Genomic DNA, 22881 nt, shown 5'->3' with positions numbered 1-22881 from the left:
CTGATCGGGTGCGGCGCCGGCCCCCGTACGGGCCCGGTGACGACGGGCTCGCTACTTCACCCCGAGCAGCTGCTCCACCGGGTCGATCGCGAAGTACACCAGGAACAGGGCCGAGACGGCCCAGAGCAGCCAGTTGACCTCCTTGGCCTTCCCCAGCACCGTCTTGATGACGACGTAGGCCAGGAAACCGGCGCCGATGCCGTCGGTGATGGAGTACGTGAACGGCATCGCGACGATGGTCAGGAACGCCGGGATCGCGATCTCGTACCGGTCCCAGTCGATGTGCTTGACGTGGGTCATCATCAGGAAGCCGACCGCGATCAGCGCGGGCGCCGCGGCCTGGAGCGGGACGATGGTCAGCAGCGGGGTCAGGAAGAGCGCGAGCCCGAAGAGACCGCCGGTGACCAGGTTGGCGAAGCCGGTGCGGGCGCCCTCGCCGACGCCGGCCGCGGACTCGATGTAGGCGGTGTTGGAGGAGGCGGAGCCCACACCGCCCGCGACGGCGGCGGCCCCGTCGATGAACAGCACCCGGCCGATGCCGGGGACCTGGCCCTGCTCGTCGAGCAGCCCGGCCTCGGCGCTGATGCCGACGATGGTCCCCATGGCGTCGAAGAAGTCCGACAGGACCAGGGTGAAGACCAGCAGGACCGCGGTGAGGACGCCGGCCTCGGCGAAGCCGCCGAACAGGCTGAAGTGACCGATGAGCCCGAAGTCCGGACTGTCGACGATCTTGTCCGGGACCTCGGGGGTGGTCAGGCCCCAGCTCTTGACGTCGGCGATGGAGTTGATGACGATCGCGACGACGGTCATCGTCACGATGCTGATGAGGATCGCGCCCTTCACCTTGCGGGCCACGAGCGCGATGGTGAGCAGGACGCCGAGGCAGAAGACGAGGACGGGCCAGCCGGTGAGGTGGCCCGCGGCACCGAGCTGCACGGGGACGGTGGTGTTCGCGGCGTCCGGGATGCGGCTGACGAACCCGGCGTCCACGAAGCCGATGAACGCGATGAACAGGCCGATGCCGACACCGATGGCCTGCTTGAGCTGCTGCGGGATCGCGTTCATGATCGCTTCCCGGAGGCCGGTGAGCACCAGGACGCAGATCAGGACGCCTTCGAGGACGACCAGGCCCATCGCGTCGTCCCAGCTCATCAACGGCGCGAGCTGGAAGGCGACGACGGCGTTGAGGCCGAGGCCAGCGGCGATGGCGAGCGGGAGGTTGCCGCCGATCCCCATGATGACGGTCATGACACAGGCCACCAGCGCGGTGGCGGTGACCAGTTGGCCGGTGTCGAGCGTGTGACCGAACTTGTCCTTGGCGCTGCCGAGGATGATGGGGTTCAGGACGAGGATGTACGCCATGGTGAAGAAGGTGGCGAATCCACCGCGTATCTCCCGGCCCACGGTGGAGCCTCTGGCGGTTATCTTGAAGAACCCGTCGACCCCACCCGCCTTCGGTGGTGCGGCACTTGGCCGGTTGTCGACCTTCTGCGCTTCTGACATGGCGATGCTCCTCGTTGCCTGCGTGCCTGGTGTGCGGATGCTGGCTGGATTGTTCCCCCGTTCAACCGGTTTCAGGTTTTCCCCGTGTTACGGAATGGATGTACCCTCCACCACGCTCCGTACGAGCACCCCTACCGACGGCTGGTACGCTCTCCCGTCCCGCCGCACCCGAACACCCTTTACCCACAGGTGAGTCACCGGCGCGCGCGAGGGCTCCCGTCACAGGGCGCGGCCCTCGTCCCGGGGCGCGCACGCCGCACCCGCGCGGTGCCGGAGCGTGGCGGTGCCCCGGCCGCAGCGAGGGGAGGTCCCGTGGGCACGGTCGTCGACGACGCCGCGTCCGTGGAGTTCCACGCCTTCTTCGAGCGGCACTACGCCGAACTGGCCCGGCTCGCCCACATGTTGACGGGTGAGGCGGACGCCGCGGACGACCTGGCCGCCGACGCGCTGCTCGCGTTGTGGCACCGCTGGGACCGGGTGCGGGCGGCGGACCATCCGGTGGCGTACGCGCGCGGGGTGGTCGCCCATCTCGCCCGCACCCGGATCCGCGCGGCCGTGCGGGAGCGCCGGCGGATCACGCTCTTCTGGTCCCAGCGCGAGAGCAGGACCGAGATCCCCGACGTGCCCGGCGCGGTCGACGTCCAGGAGGCGCTGCGCCGACTGCCGTTCCGCAAGCGCGCCTGTGTCGTGCTGCGGCACGCGTTCGACCTGTCGGAGAAGGACACCGCGCTCGCCCTCGGGATCTCCGTCGGTACGGTGAAGAGCCAGACGTCCAAGGGGATGGCCGAACTGAAGCGACTGCTCGGCACCGACGGTGCGGCGGTGCGGATGCCGGTGGGAGCGCTGCCCGCGGGCGGAGCCGGAGGGCGGGACCGATGAGCCGGACGCGGGACGCGCACGACGAGCCGCGCGCCCGGCTGCGCGAGGCGGCGGGGGCGCACGAGCCCGACCGCGCGCGCATCCTGGCCCGGGTCGAGCGCGGCATGGCGGGCACCCGCGCGGGCCGGCCCGCGCGCGGCGCGCCGTCGCTCGGCTGGGTCCGGGTCGTGGGCGCCACGGCCGCGGTCGCGGGCATCCTCACGGTGGTCGGGTACGCGGCCGCCTCGGCGGTACGGGACGACGGACCGGCGCGGCGGACCGTGGCCGTCTCGCCGAACCCCGACCCGTCGCGGGACCCGACCGGCCGGGCGCCGGCATCCCCCGGGCCCGGCCGTCGTTCCGGCACGCCGGCGGAGCGGGACCGGCCGGAGCCGTCGCGTCCGGGCACGCCGCCCGGGGCGACCGCGACCGCCGTGGCCGGGGCGCCCTCCGGGAACGCCGCGGACGGCCCGTTGCGGTCGGAGGGCTCGGTCGACCCGCACAGCAACGCGTTCTGGGCGCAGAGCGACGTCACGCTGCGGACCGGCGAGCGACTCACCGCGCTCACCGTCGAGTTGAGGGTCCGGCAGACCGGCGGGGTGAGCGGGACCGGCTCCTGGGGTTCGCTGCCCGAGGGCGACTTCACGACGACGGTCACCGAGCGGGACGGCTTCCTCGTCTACACCTGGGTGCTCAGGGCGGGGCGCACCGTCTGGCCGGGCGAGTGGGTGTTCGCGGGCCAGTACGACCACGACCGCGGCGGCCGGGACGCGGGGGACGACGGCTACACGGTGACGGCGACCACGACGGACGGCCGACGGGCCGCCGTGGCCGGGGACTTCACGAGCGGGGGCGCGGACGGCGGCTCGTGACGGAATCCGCGTGACGGGCTCCCGCGACGGACGGCCGCCGTCGCGGGAGGAGCCGGGGAGGCGCAGGAGGGAGCCGCCGGGGACTCGGCGGCGGTCCGGACGGCACGGCGAGCGCGGGTGCGGGTGCGGGTGCTGATGGACTGCCTCGGATGTCACGAACGGTCGATTCCGGAGATTCACTTGCACCCGCGAAACAACCACACGTTCGTTTTTGACGTCATCGACTGTGTGGACCTGTCGGCCTGAGCCCCCCTCGGCCGACAGATGAACGCCCCCGCCGGTGACGACCGGCGGGGGCGTTCGCCCGTGCGGACACGGACGGGCTCGTTCAGCTCACGAAGTACGTGGGGTTCGGGAGCTTGTACGTCTTGTCGGCGTAACCGCCCTCGAGGTCCGAGTACTGGTCGCCGAAGTTGGCGACGATGTCGTACCCGAGGGACTCGATGTGCTTGCGGGTGCCGGCCTTGTACTGCACGGTCGTGCAGTTCCAGGCGGTGGCGGTGGCGCAGCCGCTCAGGTAGGCGGGCGGGTTGGCCGCGTCCTTGAGGAACATGTGCGCGGCGTCGAGGTTGACGTCGACGCCGACCTTCTTGAGGTTGGCGACCGCGGAGACGCGCTGCGACTCCTTCAGGCCGGAGTTGTAGAACACCTCGACGCCCTTGGCGGCGGCGTACTCGACGAGTTCGGGGCTGCCGAACACGGCCGGGCGGTCCGCCTGGGCGACGTACGCGGCCCAGGAGGCCGAGTTGTAGGTGTAGTTGGTCTTCTTCTCGTAGTCGAGGGAGAGCAGCAGCGTGTCGTCGATGTCGAAGACGACAGCGGGCTTCTCGTGGCGGTGGTGGGCCTTGCGGGCCGCCTGGTCGATGTACCGCTCGGCGGAGGCGTCGAGGCGGGCCAGGTCCTTGGCGTACGGGCTGTCGGGGGACGCCTGGTAGACCCCGTTGCCGTCGGCCGTGGTGCCGTAGTAGGTGTCGATGTCCTTGACCAGGACGCCGATGTTGTAGGGCTCGTGCGTCGAGTTCGCCGTGGACTGACCGGCGGTGGCGACGCCGGTGCCGTACAGGGCGGCACCGGCGACGACACAGGTCGCGGCGACGGCCGCGATGCGGAGTGGCTTATGCATGACAGGTTTCTACGCGCGTAACGTCCGCGGGCGCGAGGCCTTTTGCCGGATCGATACATACTTTTCAGCCGACTTGGCGACTTGACGAACCGGGCTCCCGCCCTTCCGGTGACCGTCAGTCCATGGTCGCGCCGATGGTCGTGCTGCCCGTGGTCAGGAAGGTGGTCGCGGGCAACGTCCCGCCGGACGAGCGGGAGTTGTACGTGGAGGTCGCGTCCGTGGAGACGAAGGCGGGGGTGGGGACGCCGGAGTCCCAGGTGTTGCCGGCGGACGTCACCGAGGAGCCCTTGGACACCGCCGCGGCGCCGTTGCCCACGGCGAGGTTCTTGCCGAGCCTCGCGGCGCTCGTGGCGAAGTAGTAGCCGTACTTGCCGTTGGCGTAGGCCGTGGTGCGGTTGATGACGATGGCACCGGTGTTGGAGTTCTCGGTGAAGCCGCTGCCGGCGTCGTCCCACGCGGCGGAGTTGTTGACGACGTGGGCGACCACCTCGCCGTCGCCGCCCAGCTTGTAGCCGTTGCCGTCGCCCGCGAAGGCCGAGTCGCCCCAGCGGTTCCTGCCGTTGCCGAAGGACCAGGTGTGCTCGACGGTGACGGGCGAGGAGAAGGACCAGAAGTCGATCCCGTCGTCCGAGTTGTTGTAGAGGCGGGCCCCGGTGATCAGATTGCCGCTGCCCGAACCGAACTTCACGGCGACTCCGTCCGCGTTCTCGCCGTGGGTGGCGGCGTCGTGGTTGCCGTAGGAGTCGAGGTTGCGCACCGTGTTGCTCACCGTGCCGTCGCCGGTCAGCGTGAACCCGGAGTCGCCGCCGTTGACGGTCTTGATGTTGTTCCAGACGGTGCCCGTGCAGGACTGGCAGACGACCGCGCTGTCCGGAGAGTTCTGGAACGTCATGTTCGAGACGTTCCAGTAGTCGGCCGTCAGTTTGAAGATCCAGGAGCCGGAGGGGAGCGAGGAGCCGTCGATCTTCACGGTCTCCGAGCCGTACGCCGTGAGCGTGACCGGCGCGGACGACGTGCCGTTGGTCGTGGACTGAAGGGTGGCCGTCGGGTAGTAGGTGCCGCCGCGCACCTGGATGACGGTCCCGGCGGTGGCGCCGGAGATCGCGCCGGTCAGCTCGGCGGTGGTGTCGACGACGACGGTGGCGGCCTGCGCCTGTCCGGGGAGGACGGCGAGGCCGGCGCCCAGCGCCAGAACGGCGCCGAGGACGAGAGCGGTACGACGAGACATGGAGTGGGGTCCTTTCGTCGTGCTGTCGGGGGTGACAGGGGGAGCAGCGGCTCGGTCACGGGCACCAGTCGCCGAGATAGACGGCGCGGGTGTGCCCCTCGGCCTCCGCGTCCGTGAGCTGGGGCCGGTTCTCCGGGACGGTGATCGCCGCGCCGGGGCCGGTGTTGCGGTACTCGGCGAAGCGCTGGCTCTGCCACGGGTAGGCGGCGGACATGTTCGTGTAGGGCGCGACCGCGTCGACACCGGTGTCCAGCCGGGTGTCGCGGACGGTCAGCATCGGCCGGGCGGTGGGGTCCGAGCCGGGCACCCAGGGGCGGGCCAGCTTGTAGTACGCGTCCGGCGCGGCGCTGCTGATCCGGCTGCGGGTGACCAGGTATCCGCGCGGGTCGGCGACGGCGGTGGACGGCGCGAAGACGAAGCCGTACGGGGCGCCGGCCAGGTCCGTGCGGTCCAGGGTGCGGAAGTGGCAGCGCTCGAAGACCGCCGTCGCCCGTCCGAAGACGAAGTCCACGTCCCCCTCGACGTAGCAGTCCCGGTAGTACTGCCGGGCGAAGGTGCCGAGCGCGATCGTGTCGGCGTACAGGGTGTCCTGGTGGCCGAGGAACCGGCACCGGTGGAACGCCGAGCGGTCGCCCTGCACCTTGACCGCCACGGCCTGGGTGCCGGTGATCCCGGGGTGGTCGGCGCGCAGCCAGTCGTTGGCGAAGGTGACCGCGCGGGCCGTGAAGCCGTCGGCGCGCAGGGTGGTCGTCGCGGACCCGGTGGTGCCATAGGTGCCCGAACCGTCGGGTCTCGGTGTGCCGTTGGCGTTGTCGTACACGACGACGACATCGCGCGGGTCGCCCGAGGCGCCGATCCAGGTCATCTCCGAACCCATCGCGCCGGGCAGGCCGGTGGCCGGGTCGACCACCCCGACCGAGACCGTCTCGCGGTACACGCCGGGAGCGATGACCAGGGTGAATCCGGCGCCGGTCGCGGCGGTCACGGCGGCCTGCACGGTGGTGTGGTCGCCGAGGCCGCCGGGATGGACGTACAGCGTCCGCGCGTCGCGTCGCGCGGACGGCGAACCGTGGCGCCCGAACGGCGGCCGCCCGGTGGCGCGGGCCGGCCCCGCGGGCACGGGAGCCAGTACGGCTCCGGTGCCCGCGGCGAGGAACGCCCTTCTGCCGATGGGGTGTCCGGGCATGGTCAGCAGATCCTTCCGGCGCCCGCGCGGTGGTCGACGATGCCGGGAACGGCCCTCGGCGGGTCGACCCTCGTCCGGAGGACCGGTGTCCAGCCGGCACCGGACTGGAGTGTCTCGGCGGGGATCTCCGCGTTGTGCACGGCGATCAGGTCGGTGCGTACGCCGTTGACGTAGTTGTCGGTCGCGGTCAGCGGCGCCTCCTTCCACTTCTTGAGGACCAGCGCCGGGCTGACCGAGTCCGGCAGGGTGAACGCGTTGTGCTCGGCGACGAGTCGGGACTCCATGCCGATGCCGTAGCTGTAGCCGTAGGAGGAGTCGGCCACGAAGTGGTTGTTGTAGGAGTCCACTTGTCCGAACCGGACGCGCGGGGCGCGTTCGACCAGGCCCGTGAACAGGTTGTGGTGCAGGGTGGTCCGCAGATGGCCCCGGTCCACGGCGGCGGTCGACGCGCTGTCGCTGTTGCCGATGAGGATCGTCTTGTCGTGGTCGGCGAAGACGTTCCAGGAGGCCGTCACGTAGTCGGCGCCCCTGACGATGTCCAGCTCGCCGTCGTGCTGTTCGTAGATCCGGCCGTAGTACGTCGGCAGCGAACTGTCCGGGTGGTCGCCGTCGGTGAACGTGTTGTGGTCGAGCCAGACGTGCGTGGCCCCGTAGACGACCGCGCTGTCGTACTCGGAGTTCCAGTTGCCGGTGTCGCCGTCGGTGGGGTCCCACTGCGGGAAGCAGTCGAGGGGGCTCTCGAAGGAGAGGTTGCGGACGATGACGTTGTCGACGCCCTTGATCTGGAGGCTCGCGCCCTTGAAGCCCGCGTTCCGGCCGATGCCGACGATGGTGGTGTTGCCGGGGACGAACGCCTTCATGGCGGTGTCCTGGTTCGCGGCGGAGGCGGCGCGCAGGTCCTCCTGCTCCCCGCTCACCACCTGGTCGTAGCCCCAGACCGCGGGGTCGTAGTCGGCGAGGTATTGGGCGAAGTCGTAGCCGGGGGCGGCGAAGGAGTCGCAGCCGTCGGCGTTGGCGTCGATCGTGCCCCTGACCTTGATGATCTTCGGTGCGCCGCCGCCCGCGGCGAGGGCGGCCTTGAACTCCGCCCAGGTCGTGACCGTGCTGACCCGCGCGGCCGCGGCGGCCGAACCGCCGGTGGTGCCGGTCCCCTCGGACGCCCAGCCGTCGCCCGCGGCGAGCGTCTGCCGGGCGAGCTCACGGGGGCGGGCCTCGGCGGTGGTGCCGGTGACGGTGAGCACGAGGGCGGTGCAGCCGATCAGCGCGGCGGCCCTCCGCACGGCGGCGGGGCGCAGGCGCCATATTGTGGCATGCGCATGCCATTTCTGTGTGTTCATGGTACGACTCGCTCTCCTTCGGGTTTCAGGGGCTCAGAGGGCTCAGGGGTTCAAGCGGTGGGCCAGGTGATCCAGGACTCGGGTATCTCCGCGCCCAGACGGCGTACGTCCCGGGGCGCGAGCACCCGGCGGTGCGCCAGGGCGCCCGCGACGAGGCGGGCCACGGCGATGGCTCCGGGCGGGTTGAAGTGCGTGTTGTCCTGTTCGGTCGCTGTCCAGTTGAAGTACTTCTTCGTCTCCTCGGCGCCGAGCCGCTGCCACAGCGCGATGGACAGGGCCTGGATGTCGAGGAGCGCCGCGCGCTCGGCCGCGGCGAGCGCGCGCATCGACGCCGGGTAGTCGCCGTGCGTCGGCGCCGCGTTGCCGTCGGCGTCGAACTTCCTGCGCTCCACCGGGGTGGCGAGCACCGGCCGGGCGCCCCGGGCCCGTGCCCCGTCGAGGTACTGCCGCAGACAGTCCTGGTACGTCGTCCACGGCTCGGTGTAGCGCGTCGGGTCGGCGCTCTTCTCGTCGTTGTGGCCGAACTGGACGAGCAGGAGGTCGCCGGGCCGGATCACGTCGAGGATCGCGGCGAGCCGCCCCTCGTCGATGAAACTCTTCGAACTGCGGCCGTTCACCGCGTGGTTGGCGACCACGACGTCCTGGTGGAGGAAGAACGGGAGCGCCATGCCCCACCCCGTCTCGGGAGCGGCGTCGGCGTACTTCTGGGCGGCGGTGGAGTCGCCGGCGATGTGGAGGGTGCGCGGCGCGCGGCGCGGGGCGGCGAGCGCGGGGCCCGACGCGGCGACGGCGAGCGGGAGGGCGGCCACGGCCGCCGAGGTGGCCTGTCTGCGCGTGAGGGACACGGGCGTGTGCCTTTCGACAGAGGTTCGCGGCAGGGGTTCGGCAGAGTCGGCGGGGGTGCCGGCGCGGGCTTCGGCGGGAACCCGGGAGGAACTCCTGCGGATGTCCCGCACCGGCTCCGGGAGGTTCCGGAAGGTTTCTGGTTCCGGAGGATTCCGGAGGGGCCGCCCGGGTCCGGCCGCGGCACTCACCGCGGCCGGACCCGGGGCACCCGGCGGACGCGCCGGGCACGTCCGGCTAGTGGTGGGCCTTCCAGTCGGCCTGTGCCTTGTTCAGCTGGTCGGCCAGCGTGTCCAGGAAGTCCTTCACGCTCATCTTGCCGAGCAGGACCTTCTGGAAGTTCGGCTCGTTGTCGGCCTTGGAGACGGTGTTCCAGTCGGGCAGGTAGTACGGCAGCTGCACGATCTTGGTGCTGGTGCCGTTCAGCGCCTCGGCGGCCAGCCTGGTCGGCTCGGCCTGCTGGACCCACGCCTCCTTGGCGGCGTCGATGTTCGCCGGGACCTGGCCCGCCGACTCGTTGAACTTGGAGTTCTCCGCCGCCGAGGCGGCGAACTCGATGAACTTCCAGGCGGCCGCTTTGTTCTTGCCGGACTTGAACAGGCTCAGTCCGTCGGCCGGGTTGGAGATCTGCACCCGCGTGCCGTCGTCCAGCGTGGGGTTCGGGACACCGCGGAACTTGCCGGCGCCCAGGGCCTTCAGATGGTCCTGGTAGGAGCCGAGGTTGTGGCTCAGCATGCCGATGGTGCCGCTGTCCCACTGCGCGACCATCTTGGTGAAGTCGTTGTTGACGTCGGCGGACGGGGTGACCTTCTTGTACAGGGCGACGTACTTCTCCAGGGCCGCCACGTTCTTCGGATCGTTGACGGTGGTCTTGTCACCGTCCCAGAACGAGGTGATGCCGGTCTGCCCGTACGCCGCGTCCAGTGCCGGGGCGATGGAGCCCTCGCCGCCCCGGATGGTGAAGCCGAACTTGTTCTTGTCCTTGTCGGTGAGCTTCGCGGCGGCGTCGTAGAACTTGGACCAGGTGGTCGGCGCCTCCAGGCCGGCCGACTTGAACAGGTCGGTGCGGTACCAGAGCGTGCCGTTGTTGGCGGAGGTCGGCACCTGGTAGAGGGCGTCGCCGCCGCCCGCGGCCCGGCTGACGTCGAGCAGGTTCTGGCTCAGCTTTCCGTTCAGCGCGCTCTTCCCGAGCCGGCTGTCCAGCGGCTCCAGCGCTCCCTGGACGGCGACCTCGGCGAGGATCGCCGTGCCCACGCCGCCGACGTCGGGCAGGCCGCCGCCCTGGATGGCGGTGTCGTACTTGGACTGGGCGCTCGCCGCCGGGATGCCGACGTACTTGACCTTGATGTCCGGGTACTTCTTCTCGAAGTCGGCGATGATCTGCTTCCAGATGTCGGTGCGGACACCGCCGTTGTTGTCCCAGAAGGTGATCTCGCCCTTGCCGGAGCCTTCGGTGCCCTTGTCCCCCGCGCTGCCGCCGCCGTCGTCACCGCAGGCGGTCACGGTCAGCGCGAGCACGGAACCGAGGGCGACGGCCAGGGCGGCCCGCCGGGCTCCACCGGCACCGGCCCCCGGACGGCCGGTTCCGCTCGGGCTGGTCTTCCATGGGCTTCTGTTCATCGGTCGGCTCTCTTCTTCCGGATCCAACGGGTCTGCGGAGTGGGCGAGATGTCCTCGGAGGTCTTCACACGGCGGCTTCGGGAAGGGGCGCGCCCTTCCCTCCACATCCGGCAAGCGCTTGCTACGGGGGTGCGTCATTGCGGCTCCCAACAGGCGGACGGACAACGGGAAGTGACCCTCAGGGGGTCGCGGTGACACGGGTCGTGGCGGCGGGGGTCGCGGTGACCCGGAAGCGCGTGAACGTGGCGGCTCCGGCGTGGCCCGCCCCGGCCGGCGCGAGCGCGAACAGACCGAGCAGGGCGCCGACCCACTGCCGGCCGGTCGCGGCGAAGACCTGCCCCGAGGGCTCCCGGCCGCCGCCGACGTCGTAGGAGAAGCGGCAGCGGGCCCCCGCGCCGATCTCGATCCACAGCCGGGCCCGGCCGCCGGGCGCGCTCCGCGCGGGAGCGGCGTCGCGCTCGCTCTCGCCCGGCCCCGGACGCCCGGCGGGGTCCGCCGGGGCGGCCCGCTCGGCGAACCGGTGGACGAGCCGCACCGATCCGTCCGGCTCCCGCCGGAGCCCGATCCAGCCGAACGCGTCCCCGAGCACCACGAGTCCGGCCCGCGCTCCGGGTTCCTCGCTGTCGAGGCGCAGGTCGACCCGGACCGTGGCGGCCGCACCCGGCATCCGCTGGGTCAGGACGTGGGGCAGTCGGCGCAGGTCGTGCGCGTCGGCCGTGCGGACGCACGTCAGCCGGAGCCCGTCGGCAAAGTGCTGGGTGGCCCAGCCGTCCCGGGGGTTGGCGGTCCACTGCCACTGGCGCCCGAACCGGCCGCCGGGGAAGTCGTCGTCGGTGGCGGGTGCGCAGGGCGGCTGGGGCGGCAGGTCCGGCTTGCGGTGCACGGCGACGGGGGCACCCTCGTCGCCGAGCACCGGCCAGCCGTCCGCGCCCCAGCGCATCGGCTGGAGGTGGACCACCCGGCCGTAGGGGCCGCGGTGCTGGAAGTGGACGAACCAGTCCTCACCGGCCGCGGTACGGACCCAGCCGCCCTGGTGCGGGCCGTTGACCCGGGTGTTCCCCTGCTCCAGCACCACCCGCTCCTCGTAGGGCCCGAAGAAGCCGCGCGAGCGGAAGGCGCCCTGCCAGCCGGTCTCGACTCCCCCGGCGGGCGCGAAGATCCAGAACCAGCCGTCGTGCCGGTGGGCCTTGGGGCCCTCCAGGGTGAACCAGCCGGGGATCCGGTCGCCGTCGACGATCACCTTGCCCTCGTCGAGCAGCCCGGTGCCGTCGGGGCGCATCCGGTGTCCGGTGAGCCGGTTCTTGATCCCCGACCGGGATCTGGCCCAGGCGTGCACGAGGTACGCCTCGCCGCTCTCCTCGTCCCACAGCGGGCAGGCGTCGATGAGTCCCCTGCCCTCCTTCACCAGGTGAGGCCGGGTCCAAGGCCCTCTGATCTCGGGGGCGTTGACCTGGAAGATGCCGTGGTCGGGGTCTCCCCAGAAGATCCAGAAGCGGTCGTCGTGGTGGCGCAACGAGGGTGCCCAGACACCGCGGTCGGGTCGGGGACGCCTGAACTCCCCGACGGGTTCGAGGCGTTGGAGGGCGTGTCCGACGAGGGTCCAGTTGACGAGGTCCCGGGAGTGCAGCAGGGGCAGCCCGGGGGCGCGGCCGAAGCTGGAGGCGGTGAGGTAGAAGTCGTCGCCGACGCGCAGCGGGTCGGGGTCGGACCAGTCGGCGTCGAGGACGGGGTTGCGGTAGGTGCCGTCACCCAGGTCGGCGGAGGGCAGGGCCATCAGGGGCTCACCGCCTTGCGTACCAGGGCGGCGGCGCCCGCCCGGTCGAGGACGCCGTCGGCGACGACGGTGACGACCCTGCGGACGAGCGTGCCGCCCGTCTCGATCGTGAGCCGTTCCTCGTGGGCGAGGGAGGATCCGACGCCCGGGTACTCGACGGCGCGGACGAACCAGGGGTCCTGGCGCGTCGCGCCGGTCGCCCCGGCGAGGACGATCGTCCAGCCGTCGCCCGCGAGGGCGAGCCAGTCGGCGGGGCGCCCGTGCACGGCCTGTTCGCCCTCGGCGTCGGCGGTGAAGACGTGCGGGGCGTCCGGTTCCTTGCGGGCCCGCCAGAAGAAGCCGCCGTACGCGGCGCCCGGCCGTCCGTTGGTGGCCGGGCTGCCCAGGGAGAGCGCCCGCTCGGTGACGTTGGTGAGCGAGAAGGTGAAGTCCAGCGCCCAGGCGGAGTCGGTGAGTCCGACGGCCGCGACCGTACGGCGTTCCCGCAGCAGTTCGGCGCCCGCGGCCACCCAGCGCAGCTCCTCCACGAAGCCGTCGGGGTCCCGCAGCTGGAAGGCGAGGTGCCGCTGGGCGCCGTGGTTGTCGAGCTCGGTCGGGCCCCGGTCGCGGACGTACGTGCGCCCGCCCCAGAAGTTGTGCCCCTCGACGTCGGGTACGGCGACACCGACGCCGAGGTGGTGTGCGTGGTCGGCCGGGCCGAGCTCGGTGACGGCCGTGCCGGCCAGCGTGGTGACGGGGTGCAGGTACGGGCGTGGGGAGAGCCGGGCCGGCAGTGCGGGCCGGGTGACGTACCGGCCGACGGGACGGCCCCCGATCCGCAGGACCAGCGAGTCGTTGTTCATCGGGTGCTCACCTCTTTCGGGAGCGCCCAGGAGGCGCCCAGCTCGGAGTAGAGGGCGAGGGTGTCGGCGGCGGCCGCGACGAATCCGTCGACCCCGCGCACCACGCGGCGCCGCTCGCCGGGCAGCAGGCGCCAGGCGTCCGGGGGCAGCGCGACCGGGTCGGGCGCCCGCCGGATCGCTTCGACGACCTTCATGAAGGCGCCCGTCGACTCGGGCGGGACCAGCAGCGCGGCGCCGGTGGTCAGGTGCTCGACCAGGTTCTCCAGCAGGTCCGTGCGGCCGTACTCGATCTCCTCGGGACCGCGTCCGGACCGCTGCAGGAGGATCCGGTCCTGCTTGTACCAGAAGGTGATCCGGCCGCCCGTGCCGTGCACCAGGACGTACGGCTCACCGGGCTGTTCGGCGCAGAGCGTCGCGGCGACCGTGATCCGGCCCCGGGCGGTGGTGAGGCGCACGCACGAGGTGTCGTCGGACTCGATGTCGTTGGCCCGCAGCAGTTCGGTCCGGATGTCGGTGACGTCCTCGGCGCGGGACGAACCGTCCAGCGCGAGAGCGGTGGCGAGGATGTGGGCCAGCGGGTTCGTCAGGACCCCGTCGACGACGTCCACGCCGTTCAGCCGGCGCTTCCCCGCCCAGGGCGCGCGCCGGTAGTACGCCTCGTCCCGTGCCCAGGCCCCCGCCCCGCCGATGCCGGTCACCCGGCCGAGCGCGCCCTCGCCGATCAGCTTCCTGACGGCGGGTACGGCGCCCGAGCCGAGCGACTGGAAGCCGATCTGACAGACCGTTCCGGCCGCGGCGACCCCGTCGGCCATCCGGCGGAACTCGGCGTAGGAGGGCGCGGGCGGCTTCTCCAGGAGCAGGTGGACACCTCGGCCCGCGGCGGTCAGCGCCAGGTCGGTGTGGGTGGGGATGGGGGTGCAGATCACCGCGAGGGCGGCGCCGGTGGAGTCGAGGAGCGCCCCGAAGTCGGCGGACTGCTCGACGTGCCGTCCGGCCAGCTCCGCCTCGGTGAGCGGGGTCAGTTCGCAGACGCCGGCGAGGCGGACCAGGCCCTTGTCCTGGAGGCGGCGGATGTTGTCCAGGTGCCAGGAGCCGTGGCCCCGGGCGCCCGCGAGGACGACGGGCAGCGGGAGTCCGGTGGGCGGCACGGCCGTCGGACCGCTCCCGGACGCGGCGCGCGGACCGGTTCCGTGTCCGGCACGGCCGGACGGCGAGGTGGGCGAGGTGGCGGTCATCCCTTCACCGCCCCCGCGCTGAAGCCGGTGATCAGCCACTTCTGGATGAACGCGAAGACGACGACCACGGGGACGGCGGCGACGATGCCGCCCGCGGCGAGTGCTCCCAGGTCCACGCTGTCGGAGCTCATCAGGGTGTTGAGGCCGACCGGGATGGTCTGCTTGCTCTGGTCGCTGAGGAACATCAGGGCGAACAGGAAGTGGTTCCAGGCGTGCACGAAGGCGAAGGAGCCGACGGCGATCAACCCGGGCCGCAGCAGCGGCAGGACGACGATCCGGAAGGCGTCGAAGCGGTTGCAGCCGTCCACCCAGGCGGCCTCCTCCAGCGAGTACGGCACGTTCCGGATGAACCCGCTGATGAGGATCATCGACAGCGGCAGCTGGAAGACGGTCTCGGCGATGATGACGCTGGCCAGTGAGTTGATCATGCGGAGTTCGGCGAAGATCTGGAAGAGCGGGACCAGGAGCAGCGCGCCCGGCACGAACTGCGAGCACAGGAGCGCGAGCATGAAGCCGCGTTTGGCCCTGAAGTCGAAGCGGGCGAGCGCGTAGCCGCCGGCGAGGGCGACGAGCGTGGTCATCACCAGGGTCGCGACGGCGATGAGCACGCTGTTCTGGAAGTAGGTCCCGAAGCTGCGCTCGGTCCACACCTTGTCGAAGTGTTCGAAGGTCATGGGCCACGGCACCAGCGAGGTCGAGCCGGCCGGGCGCAGCGCGAAGAGCAGGATCCAGTAGAAGGGGACCAGGGTGAAGAGGAGGTAGACGCCCAGGGGGAGGTAGATCTGCCACCGGGGGACCTCGTCCCAGGCGCGGCGCTTCCCCCGTTCGCGCCGGCGGGGTTCCTCGGCCGGTGGGAGGGGCGCGGGCGGCGCGATCGTCTCGGCGTCCTTGGTGATCACTTGTCCCCGCCTCCGAACTTGCTCAGTCGCAGGTAGACGATCGAGCAGAACAGCAGAATCACGAACGCGACCGTGGTCAGGGCCGACGCGTAGCCGAAGTTGTGGGCGTCGACGCTGGTGTTGGCGATGTAGAGCGGGAGGGTCGTGGTCTCGCCCGCGGGTCCGCCGCCGGTCAGCGTGTAGAGCAGGTCGACGTTGTTGAACTCCCACACCGCGCGCAGCAGCGTGGAGAGGATGATCGCGTCCTTGAGGTGCGGCAGCGTGATGTGCAGGAACTGCCGGACCCGGCTCGCTCCGTCGACCTCGGCGGCCTCGTAGAGGTCCTTGGAGACGGACTGGAGGTCGGCGAGGATCAGGATCGCGAAGAAGGGGACACCGCGCCACAGGTCGGCGACCACCGCCGCCGGGAAGACGGTGGAGGTGTCCGAGAGCCAGCTCGTCCCGTACGAGCCGATGCCGGCGTCGGCGAGGTAACGGGTGATTCCTGTCTGGGAGTTGTAGAGGAGCACCCAGATCGCCGAGGTGAGCACCCCGGAGACGGCCCACGGCGAGAAGACCAGCGCGCGGCCGGCGGCCCGCCCGACGAAGGTCTGGTTGACGATGAGCGCGAGCGCCAGGCCGAAGAGCAGTTGGAGACCCACCTCGACGACGACCCACTTCGCGCTGAAGGTCAGCGTGTCCCAGAACTGGGGGTCGTCGGTGAAGGCGTGCACGAAGTTGTCGAAGCCCGCGTAGCCGTTGCGCCACGGTTTGGTGGGGTTGTAGTTCTGGAGGCTGTAGTAGAAGACGCTGATGACGGGGTAGGCGATGAAGCCCAGCATCAGCAGCGCCGCCGGGGCGATCAGCAGATAGGGAAGCCTGCGCGGGGTCGCGGAAACACGGCGCCGCCGGGGTGGCGCGGGCGGTTTCGCCACGGCTGCGGCTTGGGCCATGACTGTTCTCCGTTCTGGCGGGTGCCGTGGAGCACTCGCCTGGTCCGTAGGAAGCGCTTACTCACTACGCAGAGGGCGGTCGCTTCACTTACGGTGTCCGAGGTGCTGACCGTTCGGGGTGCGGGCGGTTCGGTGTGCCGGCCCTGGAGGTGCGGGCCGTTCGGTCCAAGCGGCCGGGTGGGGCCCGGCCGTGGGGCGTCACGTCCGGCCGGGTGGGGCCCGGCCGTGGGGAGTTCAGCCCGCGTACGGGTCCGGCACCTTGCCCGGCCGGGCGAGGAACGCGAAGTCGCAGCCGGTGTCGGCCTGGGTGATCTGCTCGTTGTAGAGCGCGCCGTAGCCGCGCTCGAACCGGACGGGCGGCGGGGTCCACTCGGCCCGCCTGCGCTCCAACTCGGCGTCGTCCACGCCCAGTCGGAGTGACCGCGCTTCGACGTCGAGGGTGATCGGGTCCCCGTCGCGCACCAGGGCGAGCGGGCCGCCGACGTACGACTCGGGCGCCACGTGCAGCACGCACGCGCCGTAACTCGTGCCGCTCATCCGGGCGTCGGAGATCCGCACCATGTCCCGGACCCCCTGCTTCAGCAGGTGTCCGGGGATGGGCAGCATCCCGTACTCGGGCATGCCCGGTCCGCCCTTGGGCCCGGAGCCCCGCAGCACGAGGACGCTGTCCGCCGTGATCCCGAGCGACGGGTCGTCGATGGTCCGCTGCATCGTGCGGTAGTCGTCGAAGACCACCGCGGGACCGGTGTGCCTGAGCAGGTGCGGCTCGGCGGCGATGTGCTTGATGACGGCGCCGTCGGGACAGAGGTTGCCGCGCAGGACGGCCACTCCGCCCTCGGCCGCGACCGGGTTGTCCCGGGTGCGGATGACGTCGTCGTTGTGGACCCGGGCGCCCGCGAGCTGCTCGCGCAGGCTGTCGTGGGACACCGTGGGCCGGTCCAGGTGCAGCAGATCGGTGATCCGTGACAGGAACCCGGGCAGCCCGCCGGCGAAGTGGAAGTCCTCCATCAGGTACTTCTGTCCACCGGGCCGGACATCGGCGAGGACCGGCACGGTCCGGGCGATCCGGTCGAAGTCGTCGAGCGTGAGCGTGACACCGGCGCGCCCGGCCATGGCGATCAGATGGATCACGGCGTTCGTCGAGCCGCCGAGGCCGAGCACCGTCGTCACCGCGTCCGCGAAGGCCTCCTCGGTGAGGATGTCGCACAACGTCCGGTCCCGGTGGACGAGTTCGACGATCCTGAGTCCCGCGGCGGCGGCCATCCGGTCGTGTCCCGAGTCGACCGCGGGGATGCTCGACGCGCCGGGCACGGTGACGCCGAGCGCCTCGGCGGCGGCCGTCAGCGTGGACGCCGTGCCCATGGTCATGCAGTGGCCCGGCGACCGGGCGAGCCCGTTCTCCAGCTCGGTCATCTCGCAGTCGCCGATGAGACCGGCTCGCTTGTCGTCCCAGTACTTCCACATGTCGGTGCCGGAGCCGAGGACCTGATCGCGCCAGTGGCCCGGGAGCATCGGCCCGGCGGGCACGAACACGGTCGGCAGGTCGACCGAGGCGGCCCCCATGAGCAGCGCGGGCGTGGTCTTGTCGCAGCCGCCCATCAGCACCGCCCCGTCCACCGGGTACGACCGCAGCAGTTCCTCGGTCTCCATCGCGAGGAGGTTGCGGTAGAGCATCGGGGTCGGCTTCTGGAAGGTCTCGCTCAGCGTGGACACCGGGAACTCCAGCGGGAATCCGCCGGCCTGCCACACGCCCCGCTTCACGGCCTGCGCCCGGTCGCGCAGGTGGACGTGGCAGGGGTTGATGTCGGACCAGGTGTTGAGGATCGCGATCACCGGCTTGCCGAGGTGCTCCTCGGGAAGGTAGCCGAGCTGCCGGGTCCGGGCCCGGTGGCTGAACGAACGGAGCCCCTCGGCGCCGTACCACTGATGGCTTCGCAGGTCCTCGGGCCGTTTCACAGCGACCATCCGGCGGCTATCGCGGCGACCTCGGAGCGCTCGCTCTCGGGCAGCGGCCTGCTCGGCGGCCGGACGTCGCGGCGGCACAGGCCGAGCGACGAGAGGGCTTCCTTGACGACGGTGACGTTGTTCGCGGAGGCGTTCGCGCCGCGCAGTTCCTCGAAGCGCCGGATCCGCTCCCAGACCTTCATCGCGGCCGGGTAGTCGCCGGACCGGAGCGCCTCGATCATGTTCAGCGAGACGGCCGGAGCGACGTTCACCAGGCCCGAGGTGAAGCCGGTGGCGCCGGCCGAGAAGTAGGAGGGGGCGTACGGCTCGGCGAGCCCGGCGACCCAGACGAACCGTTCGAGCCCGGCGTCCCGGGCGAAGGAGGCGAAGCGCGCCGCGTCGGGGACGGCGTACTTCACGCCGATGACGTTCGGGCAGAGGTCCGCGAGTTCGGCGAGCCGGGAACCCTCCAGGGCCGGATTGCGGATGTACGGCACGACGCCGAGCTCCGGCACCGCCTCGGCGACGGCCCGGTGGTAGTCGACCCAGCCGCCCTCGGCGACGTAGGGATGGACGGGCTGATGGACCATCACCATCGAGGCCCCGAGAGCGCGGGCGTGCCGCGCCGAGGCGACGGCGGTCGGCACGTCGTGCCCGACGCCGACCAGGACGGCCGCCCGCCCGCCGGCCTCCTCGACGGTCAACTCGGTGACGAGGCCGCGCTCTTCGGGTGTGAGGGCGTAGAACTCACCGGTGTTGCCGCCCGCGGTGAGGGTGCGGACACCGCCGTCGATCAGCCGGCGCAGCAGCAGCCGGTGGGTGTCCCGGTCGATCGTGCCGTCCTCGGCGAACGGGGTCACCGGGATCGCCACGACCTCGGCGAGTGCGGCCCGCTGTGTCTCGAACGTCGGTGTCATGCCTGTCCGTCCTCTTCCTGGCCCTGGGGGAAGGCCCTTCGTACGAACGACGCGATGTGCCCGTGCAGCGCCGCGGCGGCGCCGTCGGCGTCACCGTCGAGGGCGAGCCGCAGGATCTCCCGGTGCTCGCCGGCCTCCCGCTCCCAGGAGGGATCGGCCGCCCAGGCCACCGCCGAGACGAGGGCCGCCTGGTCGCGCACCTCGTCGAGCATCCGGCCGAGCAGCGGGTTGCCGCAGGGCACGTAGAGGGCGCGGTGGAACTCCCGGTTGGCCAGGGAGCGTTCGGCGGTGTCGGTGGCGTCGTCGGCGCGGGTGAGCGCGTCCCGGGCGGCGTCGAGGGAGGCTCCGAGGCGCACCGCCCGGCGCAGCGCCTCGGGTTCGAGGAGCAGCCGCACGTCGTACACCTCGCGCGCCATGTCCGCGTCCACCATGCGCACCGTGACGCCCTTGTACTGGTTCATCACGACGAGTCCGGTACCGGCCAGGGTCTTGAGCGCCTCGCGCACGGGTGTCTTGGACACCCCGAACTGTGCGGCGAGGTCGGTCTCGACCAGGGCCTGTCCCGGGGTCAACCGCCCGGTGAGGATGCGGTGTTTGATCCCCTCCAGCACGAACTGCGTGCGGGACGGGATCGGGGTGGGCACAGAGGTCATGCGCGCCTCTCTGGTCTCACGTCTCGGATCGCGGGAGCCGGGGACCGTTCGAGGGTGTCGGCCGAGGGCGTCCGGCACGGACACACCTCGCGAACATCCCCGACGGGCACGGATCTCGGTTCCGGCGTATATCGCGTCTCATATATGACGTACGAAGTACGACGCGTCGAAACTAGGAGCGTGACCGTGTTTCGTCAACGCTTCCGACAAAGGAAGTTGAGGTGACGCGCGAGCGCGGGGCGTCAGACGGTCCGGGTCTCGCCCTCGCGCGCGGTGGAGGTCCGGCCGGCGCCGAAGACGGCCGCGGCGCGCCCGGTCGCGGCCTCCGGGGTGAGCGTGGGACCCACGTGGGTGACGAGCAGCTCGCGCACGCCCGCCTCCTCGGCCACCGCCCCCGCGTCCTCGGGGGTGAGGTGCACCCGGTGTTCGCTTTCGTGATGCCGGTCGAGGTCGGCCTCGCAGAGGAACAGGTCGGCCCCGTGGGCGAGTTCGACGAGTGCGGGGCAGGGACCGCTGTCCCCGGAGTACGCGAGCACCCGCCCCGCGCACTCGGCGCGCAGCCCGTACGCCTCGGTGTCGTGCACGACGGCACGGGTGGTGAGCCGCAGCCCTCCGACGCGGGTCTCGTGGCCGTCGTACAGGGGACGGAGAGCGAGGACGCCGCTCAGGAACCCGGGATCACGCTGTCCGAGGAACCCGGCGAGACGGTGGCCGAGCTCGGGCGGCGCGTACACGGGCAGGGGGGCCGCGGGAGTGAGGCCGCCGTAGGCCAGTCCGTACATCGCGGACAGCAGATCGGCGCAGTGGTCGACGTGCAGATGGGAGATCCAGACGGCGTCCAGCCGCGCCGGGTCGGTGTGCCTCTGCAACGCGGCGAAGGTCCCGGGGCCGGCGTCGACCCACACCTCGGCGCCCCCGCCGCGCAGCAGGTAGCCGGAGCAGGGGCGGCCGGGGCGCGGGTGCGGGGACGCGGTGCCGAGCACCGTCAGGGTGAGCGCGGATCCCGGGGCGGGAACGGGATCCGGGTCGGCGTCGGTCGCGGGGGCGGCGGGGTGCATGCGGGGAGCGTACGCACCGGTGACGCCCCGGCGGCCCCGCTACGGCTTCCAGCCGGGATCGCGTCCGCTCAGGCCGATGACACGGTCGAGGAGCGGGGCGTCGTCGGGCACCGGGACGACGGGGCCGAAGATGCCTCCGCCCCGGGTCGGGTCCTCGGCCGCGGCGCGGAGGAACGCGTACGAGGCCCGCAGCGCGGCGGCGTCGGGCGTGTACTCCTGACCGGTGGCCCGTGCGAGGTCCCAGCCGTGCACCACCAGTTCGTCGGCGGCCACGGCACCCGCGACGGCGCCCGGCAGCGTCACTCCGCCCGCCCGGGTCGTTCCGGTCCAGGCGGCCGGGTCCCGCCAGGCCTCGGCGAGTTCGTCGAGCGCCTTCGCCAGGGCCGCGCGCCAGCCGGGCCCGGTGTCGGGCACCGCGGTGTCCGGGCCGGTGTCGGTCGAGGGGCCCAGGTCCTTGCGCCCGGCGTCGCGGAAGGCGCCGGCCAGCCCGGTCAGGTGCCCCAGGACGTTGTGCACCGCGTAGTCCGGGCACGGGGTCGCCCCGCCGAGCACGTCGTCCGTGACGCCGTCCGCGAGGCGCGCCACGATCAGGGCCTGTGGCCCGAGGTCGAAGGTCTGGCCGGTCATCCGATTCTCCTCAGAACTCGGTCCGGAACCAGGTGTCCGGAACCAGGTGTCCGGAACCAGGTGTCACGACGGGTGGACCCCGCCGGTCCCCCCGACTCATCGGTCTCCCGGACCCGGACTCCCCCGCCGGGACGCCCGTACGGCGCAACGCCGGGCGCCCCGCTCCTCCGTATGCAGCAGCGGCGCGGGCGGGTGGACCTCCCGGGACCGAAGCTGGGCGTGCCCCCGGCCACCGTCCGATTCGGGAGAATCCATGTCACTGTCCCGCCGCCTCCGGCTGCGTCTGCCGCTCGGCGCCCTGCTGGCCGCCGCCTGTCTGGCCGGCGTCACCTCCGCGCCCGCCGACGCCGGCACCGCCCCCGCCGACCGCGATCGCGCGCTGCGGGAGCAGCTCGCCGACCTGGTGCGCAGCCCCGGTGGCCCGCCCGGTGTCATCGCCGTCCTGCGCCGGGAGGGCGATTCCCGCGTCCTGCGGGCCGGGGTCGCCGACCTCGCCACCGGACGTCCGATCTCGCCGGACGACCACATGCGGATCGCCAGTACGGCGAAGGCGTTCAGCGGCGCCGTGGCGCTGCGGCTGGTGGACCGGGGCGCGCTCTCCCTCGACGACACCATCGGGCGCCGGCTGCCGTCGCTGCCGCGGCAGTGGCGTGCCGTGACGCTGCGCCAGCTGCTGAACCACACGAGCGGGCTGCCCGACTACACCAGGAGTCCCGAGTTCCTGGAGATCCTCACGGCCGATCCGCGCCACCACTTCGACTCGCGGCGGCTGCTCGACTACGTCGCCGGCGATCCGCTGCTGTTCCGGCCGGGATCGCGGTACATGTACTCGAACTCCGACAACATCGCCGTCGCGCTGATGGCCGAGGCCGCGACCGGCAAGCGCTACGAGCAGCTGCTGCGCGGACTCGTCTACCGGCCGCTCGGCCTGCGCGACACGAGCCTGCCGCAGGGCTACGAGATGCCCGAGCCGTACATGCACGGCTACGACGTCTCGCCGCCGGACGCCCCGGAGGACGTCAGCGAGGTGCTCAGCGCGTCGGGCGTGTGGGCGTCGGGCGGGATCGTGTCGACTCCGGCGGACCTGACCCGCTTCATCCGCGGCTACGCGGGCGGGGCCCTCGTCTCCCGCGCCACCCTGCGCGAGCAGCGCCGCTGGATCGACGGGGCCTCGGAGCCGGCGGGCCCCGGGAAGAACAAGGCGGGGGCGGCGATCTTCCGCTACGCCACCCGCTGCGGAGTGGTCCTCGGCCACACCGGCAACTTCCCCGGCTACACCCAGCTGATCGCCGCCACACCGGACGGCCGGCGCTCACTGACCTTCTCGCTCACCACCCAGGTGAACAAGGAGACCAAGCCGGAGCTGCTGAAGAAGCTGCGCGAGGTCGAGGAGAACTTCGTCTGCGCGCTGCTGAAGAACTGAGGCGGAC

General features: G+C 71.9%; 20 protein-coding genes. 3 read left to right on the top strand and 17 right to left on the bottom strand.

The features are described from left to right. Nucleotides 1-51 precede the first annotated feature (51 nt). Nucleotides 52-1503 carry an NCS2 family permease gene (locus tag ACFYW7_RS05950; protein WP_389498270.1) on the bottom strand — a complete coding sequence of 484 codons (1452 nt, stop codon included), beginning with the start codon at nt 1501-1503 and terminating at the stop codon, nt 52-54. Nucleotides 1504-1815: 312 nt separating this feature from the next. Between ACFYW7_RS05950 and ACFYW7_RS05945 the strand changes: the two genes are divergently transcribed. Together ACFYW7_RS05945 and ACFYW7_RS05940 are read left to right on the top strand one after the other, a co-directional pair. Further along, complete coding sequence (locus tag ACFYW7_RS05945) at nt 1816-2382, top strand: SigE family RNA polymerase sigma factor (RefSeq protein ID WP_389498267.1); 567 nt, start codon at nt 1816-1818, stop codon at nt 2380-2382. After that, nucleotides 2379-3233 carry a hypothetical protein gene (locus ACFYW7_RS05940; protein WP_389498265.1) on the top strand — a complete coding sequence of 285 codons (855 nt, stop codon included), beginning with the start codon at nt 2379-2381 and terminating at the stop codon, nt 3231-3233. Before ACFYW7_RS05945 ends, ACFYW7_RS05940 begins: the two co-directional genes overlap by 4 nt. A 328-nt stretch (nt 3234-3561) precedes the next feature. Here the strand turns inward: ACFYW7_RS05940 and ACFYW7_RS05935 are convergent, their stop codons facing one another. The 16 genes from ACFYW7_RS05935 to ACFYW7_RS05860 form a co-directional block, all read right to left on the bottom strand. Next, a complete protein-coding gene (locus ACFYW7_RS05935) occupies nt 3562-4356 on the bottom strand; it encodes an HAD family acid phosphatase (protein ID WP_389498263.1) in 795 nt (264 codons plus the stop codon). 115 nt (nt 4357-4471) lie between these two features. After that, nucleotides 4472-5584 carry a pectate lyase gene (locus ACFYW7_RS05930; protein WP_389498261.1) on the bottom strand — a complete coding sequence of 371 codons (1113 nt, stop codon included), beginning with the start codon at nt 5582-5584 and terminating at the stop codon, nt 4472-4474. A 55-nt stretch (nt 5585-5639) separates the two neighbouring features. Next, nucleotides 5640-6770, bottom strand: a complete 1131-nt coding sequence (locus ACFYW7_RS05925; protein ID WP_389498259.1) for a pectinesterase family protein — start codon at nt 6768-6770, stop codon at nt 5640-5642. A 2-nt stretch (nt 6771-6772) separates the two neighbouring features. Continuing rightward, nucleotides 6773-8107, bottom strand: coding sequence for a polysaccharide lyase family 1 protein (locus tag ACFYW7_RS05920; RefSeq protein ID WP_389498257.1), 1335 nt, complete (start codon nt 8105-8107; stop codon nt 6773-6775). Nucleotides 8108-8157: 50 nt separating this feature from the next. Next, nucleotides 8158-8952 (bottom strand): rhamnogalacturonan acetylesterase, encoded by a 795-nt coding sequence (locus tag ACFYW7_RS05915; protein ID WP_389498255.1) that lies wholly within the window; start codon nt 8950-8952, stop codon nt 8158-8160. Between the two features lie 235 nt (nt 8953-9187). Then, nucleotides 9188-10570, bottom strand: coding sequence for an ABC transporter substrate-binding protein (locus tag ACFYW7_RS05910; RefSeq protein WP_389498253.1), 1383 nt, complete (start codon nt 10568-10570; stop codon nt 9188-9190). 178 nt (nt 10571-10748) lie between these two features. Continuing rightward, entirely contained in the window at nt 10749-12344 is a 1596-nt protein-coding gene (locus tag ACFYW7_RS05905) for a family 43 glycosylhydrolase (protein WP_389498251.1), read from the bottom strand. Continuing rightward, a complete protein-coding gene (locus ACFYW7_RS05900; RefSeq protein ID WP_389498249.1) occupies nt 12344-13186 on the bottom strand; it encodes a PmoA family protein in 843 nt (280 codons plus the stop codon). The genes ACFYW7_RS05905 and ACFYW7_RS05900 overlap by 1 nt, the downstream gene beginning before the upstream one ends. After that, nucleotides 13183-14421 (bottom strand): Gfo/Idh/MocA family protein, encoded by a 1239-nt coding sequence (locus tag ACFYW7_RS05895; protein ID WP_389498247.1) that lies wholly within the window; start codon nt 14419-14421, stop codon nt 13183-13185. Before ACFYW7_RS05895 ends, ACFYW7_RS05900 begins: the two co-directional genes overlap by 4 nt. Beyond that, complete coding sequence (locus ACFYW7_RS05890; protein WP_389498245.1) at nt 14418-15320, bottom strand: carbohydrate ABC transporter permease; 903 nt, start codon at nt 15318-15320, stop codon at nt 14418-14420. Before ACFYW7_RS05890 ends, ACFYW7_RS05895 begins: the two co-directional genes overlap by 4 nt. Then, nucleotides 15317-16252: a carbohydrate ABC transporter permease gene (locus ACFYW7_RS05885; RefSeq protein ID WP_389498243.1), complete on the bottom strand. Its 936-nt coding sequence runs from the start codon at nt 16250-16252 to the stop codon at nt 15317-15319. The genes ACFYW7_RS05890 and ACFYW7_RS05885 overlap by 4 nt, the downstream gene beginning before the upstream one ends. A gap of 234 nt (nt 16253-16486) precedes the next feature. Then, nucleotides 16487-18217 carry an L-arabinonate dehydratase gene (gene araD / locus ACFYW7_RS05880; protein ID WP_389498241.1) on the bottom strand — a complete coding sequence of 577 codons (1731 nt, stop codon included), beginning with the start codon at nt 18215-18217 and terminating at the stop codon, nt 16487-16489. Further along, complete coding sequence (locus tag ACFYW7_RS05875) at nt 18205-19113, bottom strand: dihydrodipicolinate synthase family protein (RefSeq protein ID WP_389498238.1); 909 nt, start codon at nt 19111-19113, stop codon at nt 18205-18207. The genes araD and ACFYW7_RS05875 overlap by 13 nt, the downstream gene beginning before the upstream one ends. Further along, nucleotides 19110-19766: a GntR family transcriptional regulator gene (locus tag ACFYW7_RS05870; RefSeq protein ID WP_389498235.1), complete on the bottom strand. Its 657-nt coding sequence runs from the start codon at nt 19764-19766 to the stop codon at nt 19110-19112. The genes ACFYW7_RS05875 and ACFYW7_RS05870 overlap by 4 nt, the downstream gene beginning before the upstream one ends. Nucleotides 19767-20008: 242 nt before the next feature. Then, a complete protein-coding gene (locus ACFYW7_RS05865; protein ID WP_389498233.1) occupies nt 20009-20824 on the bottom strand; it encodes an MBL fold metallo-hydrolase in 816 nt (271 codons plus the stop codon). Nucleotides 20825-20863: 39 nt separating this feature from the next. Beyond that, a complete protein-coding gene (locus ACFYW7_RS05860; RefSeq protein WP_389498231.1) occupies nt 20864-21451 on the bottom strand; it encodes a TIGR03086 family metal-binding protein in 588 nt (195 codons plus the stop codon). A gap of 253 nt (nt 21452-21704) precedes the next feature. On the opposite strand from ACFYW7_RS05860, the gene ACFYW7_RS05855 reads away from it, so the two are divergent. Beyond that, entirely contained in the window at nt 21705-22874 is a 1170-nt protein-coding gene (locus ACFYW7_RS05855; protein ID WP_389498228.1) for a serine hydrolase domain-containing protein, read from the top strand. Nucleotides 22875-22881: the final 7 nt, after the last annotated feature.

Origin of the sequence: Streptomyces sp. NPDC002580, from assembly GCF_042889485.1 — a bacterium.
In the GTDB taxonomy this organism is placed as follows: domain Bacteria; phylum Actinomycetota; class Actinomycetes; order Streptomycetales; family Streptomycetaceae; genus Streptomyces.
Note: the sequence above shows the minus strand (reverse complement) of the source record. Positions and strands in the feature narration are given on the sequence as shown.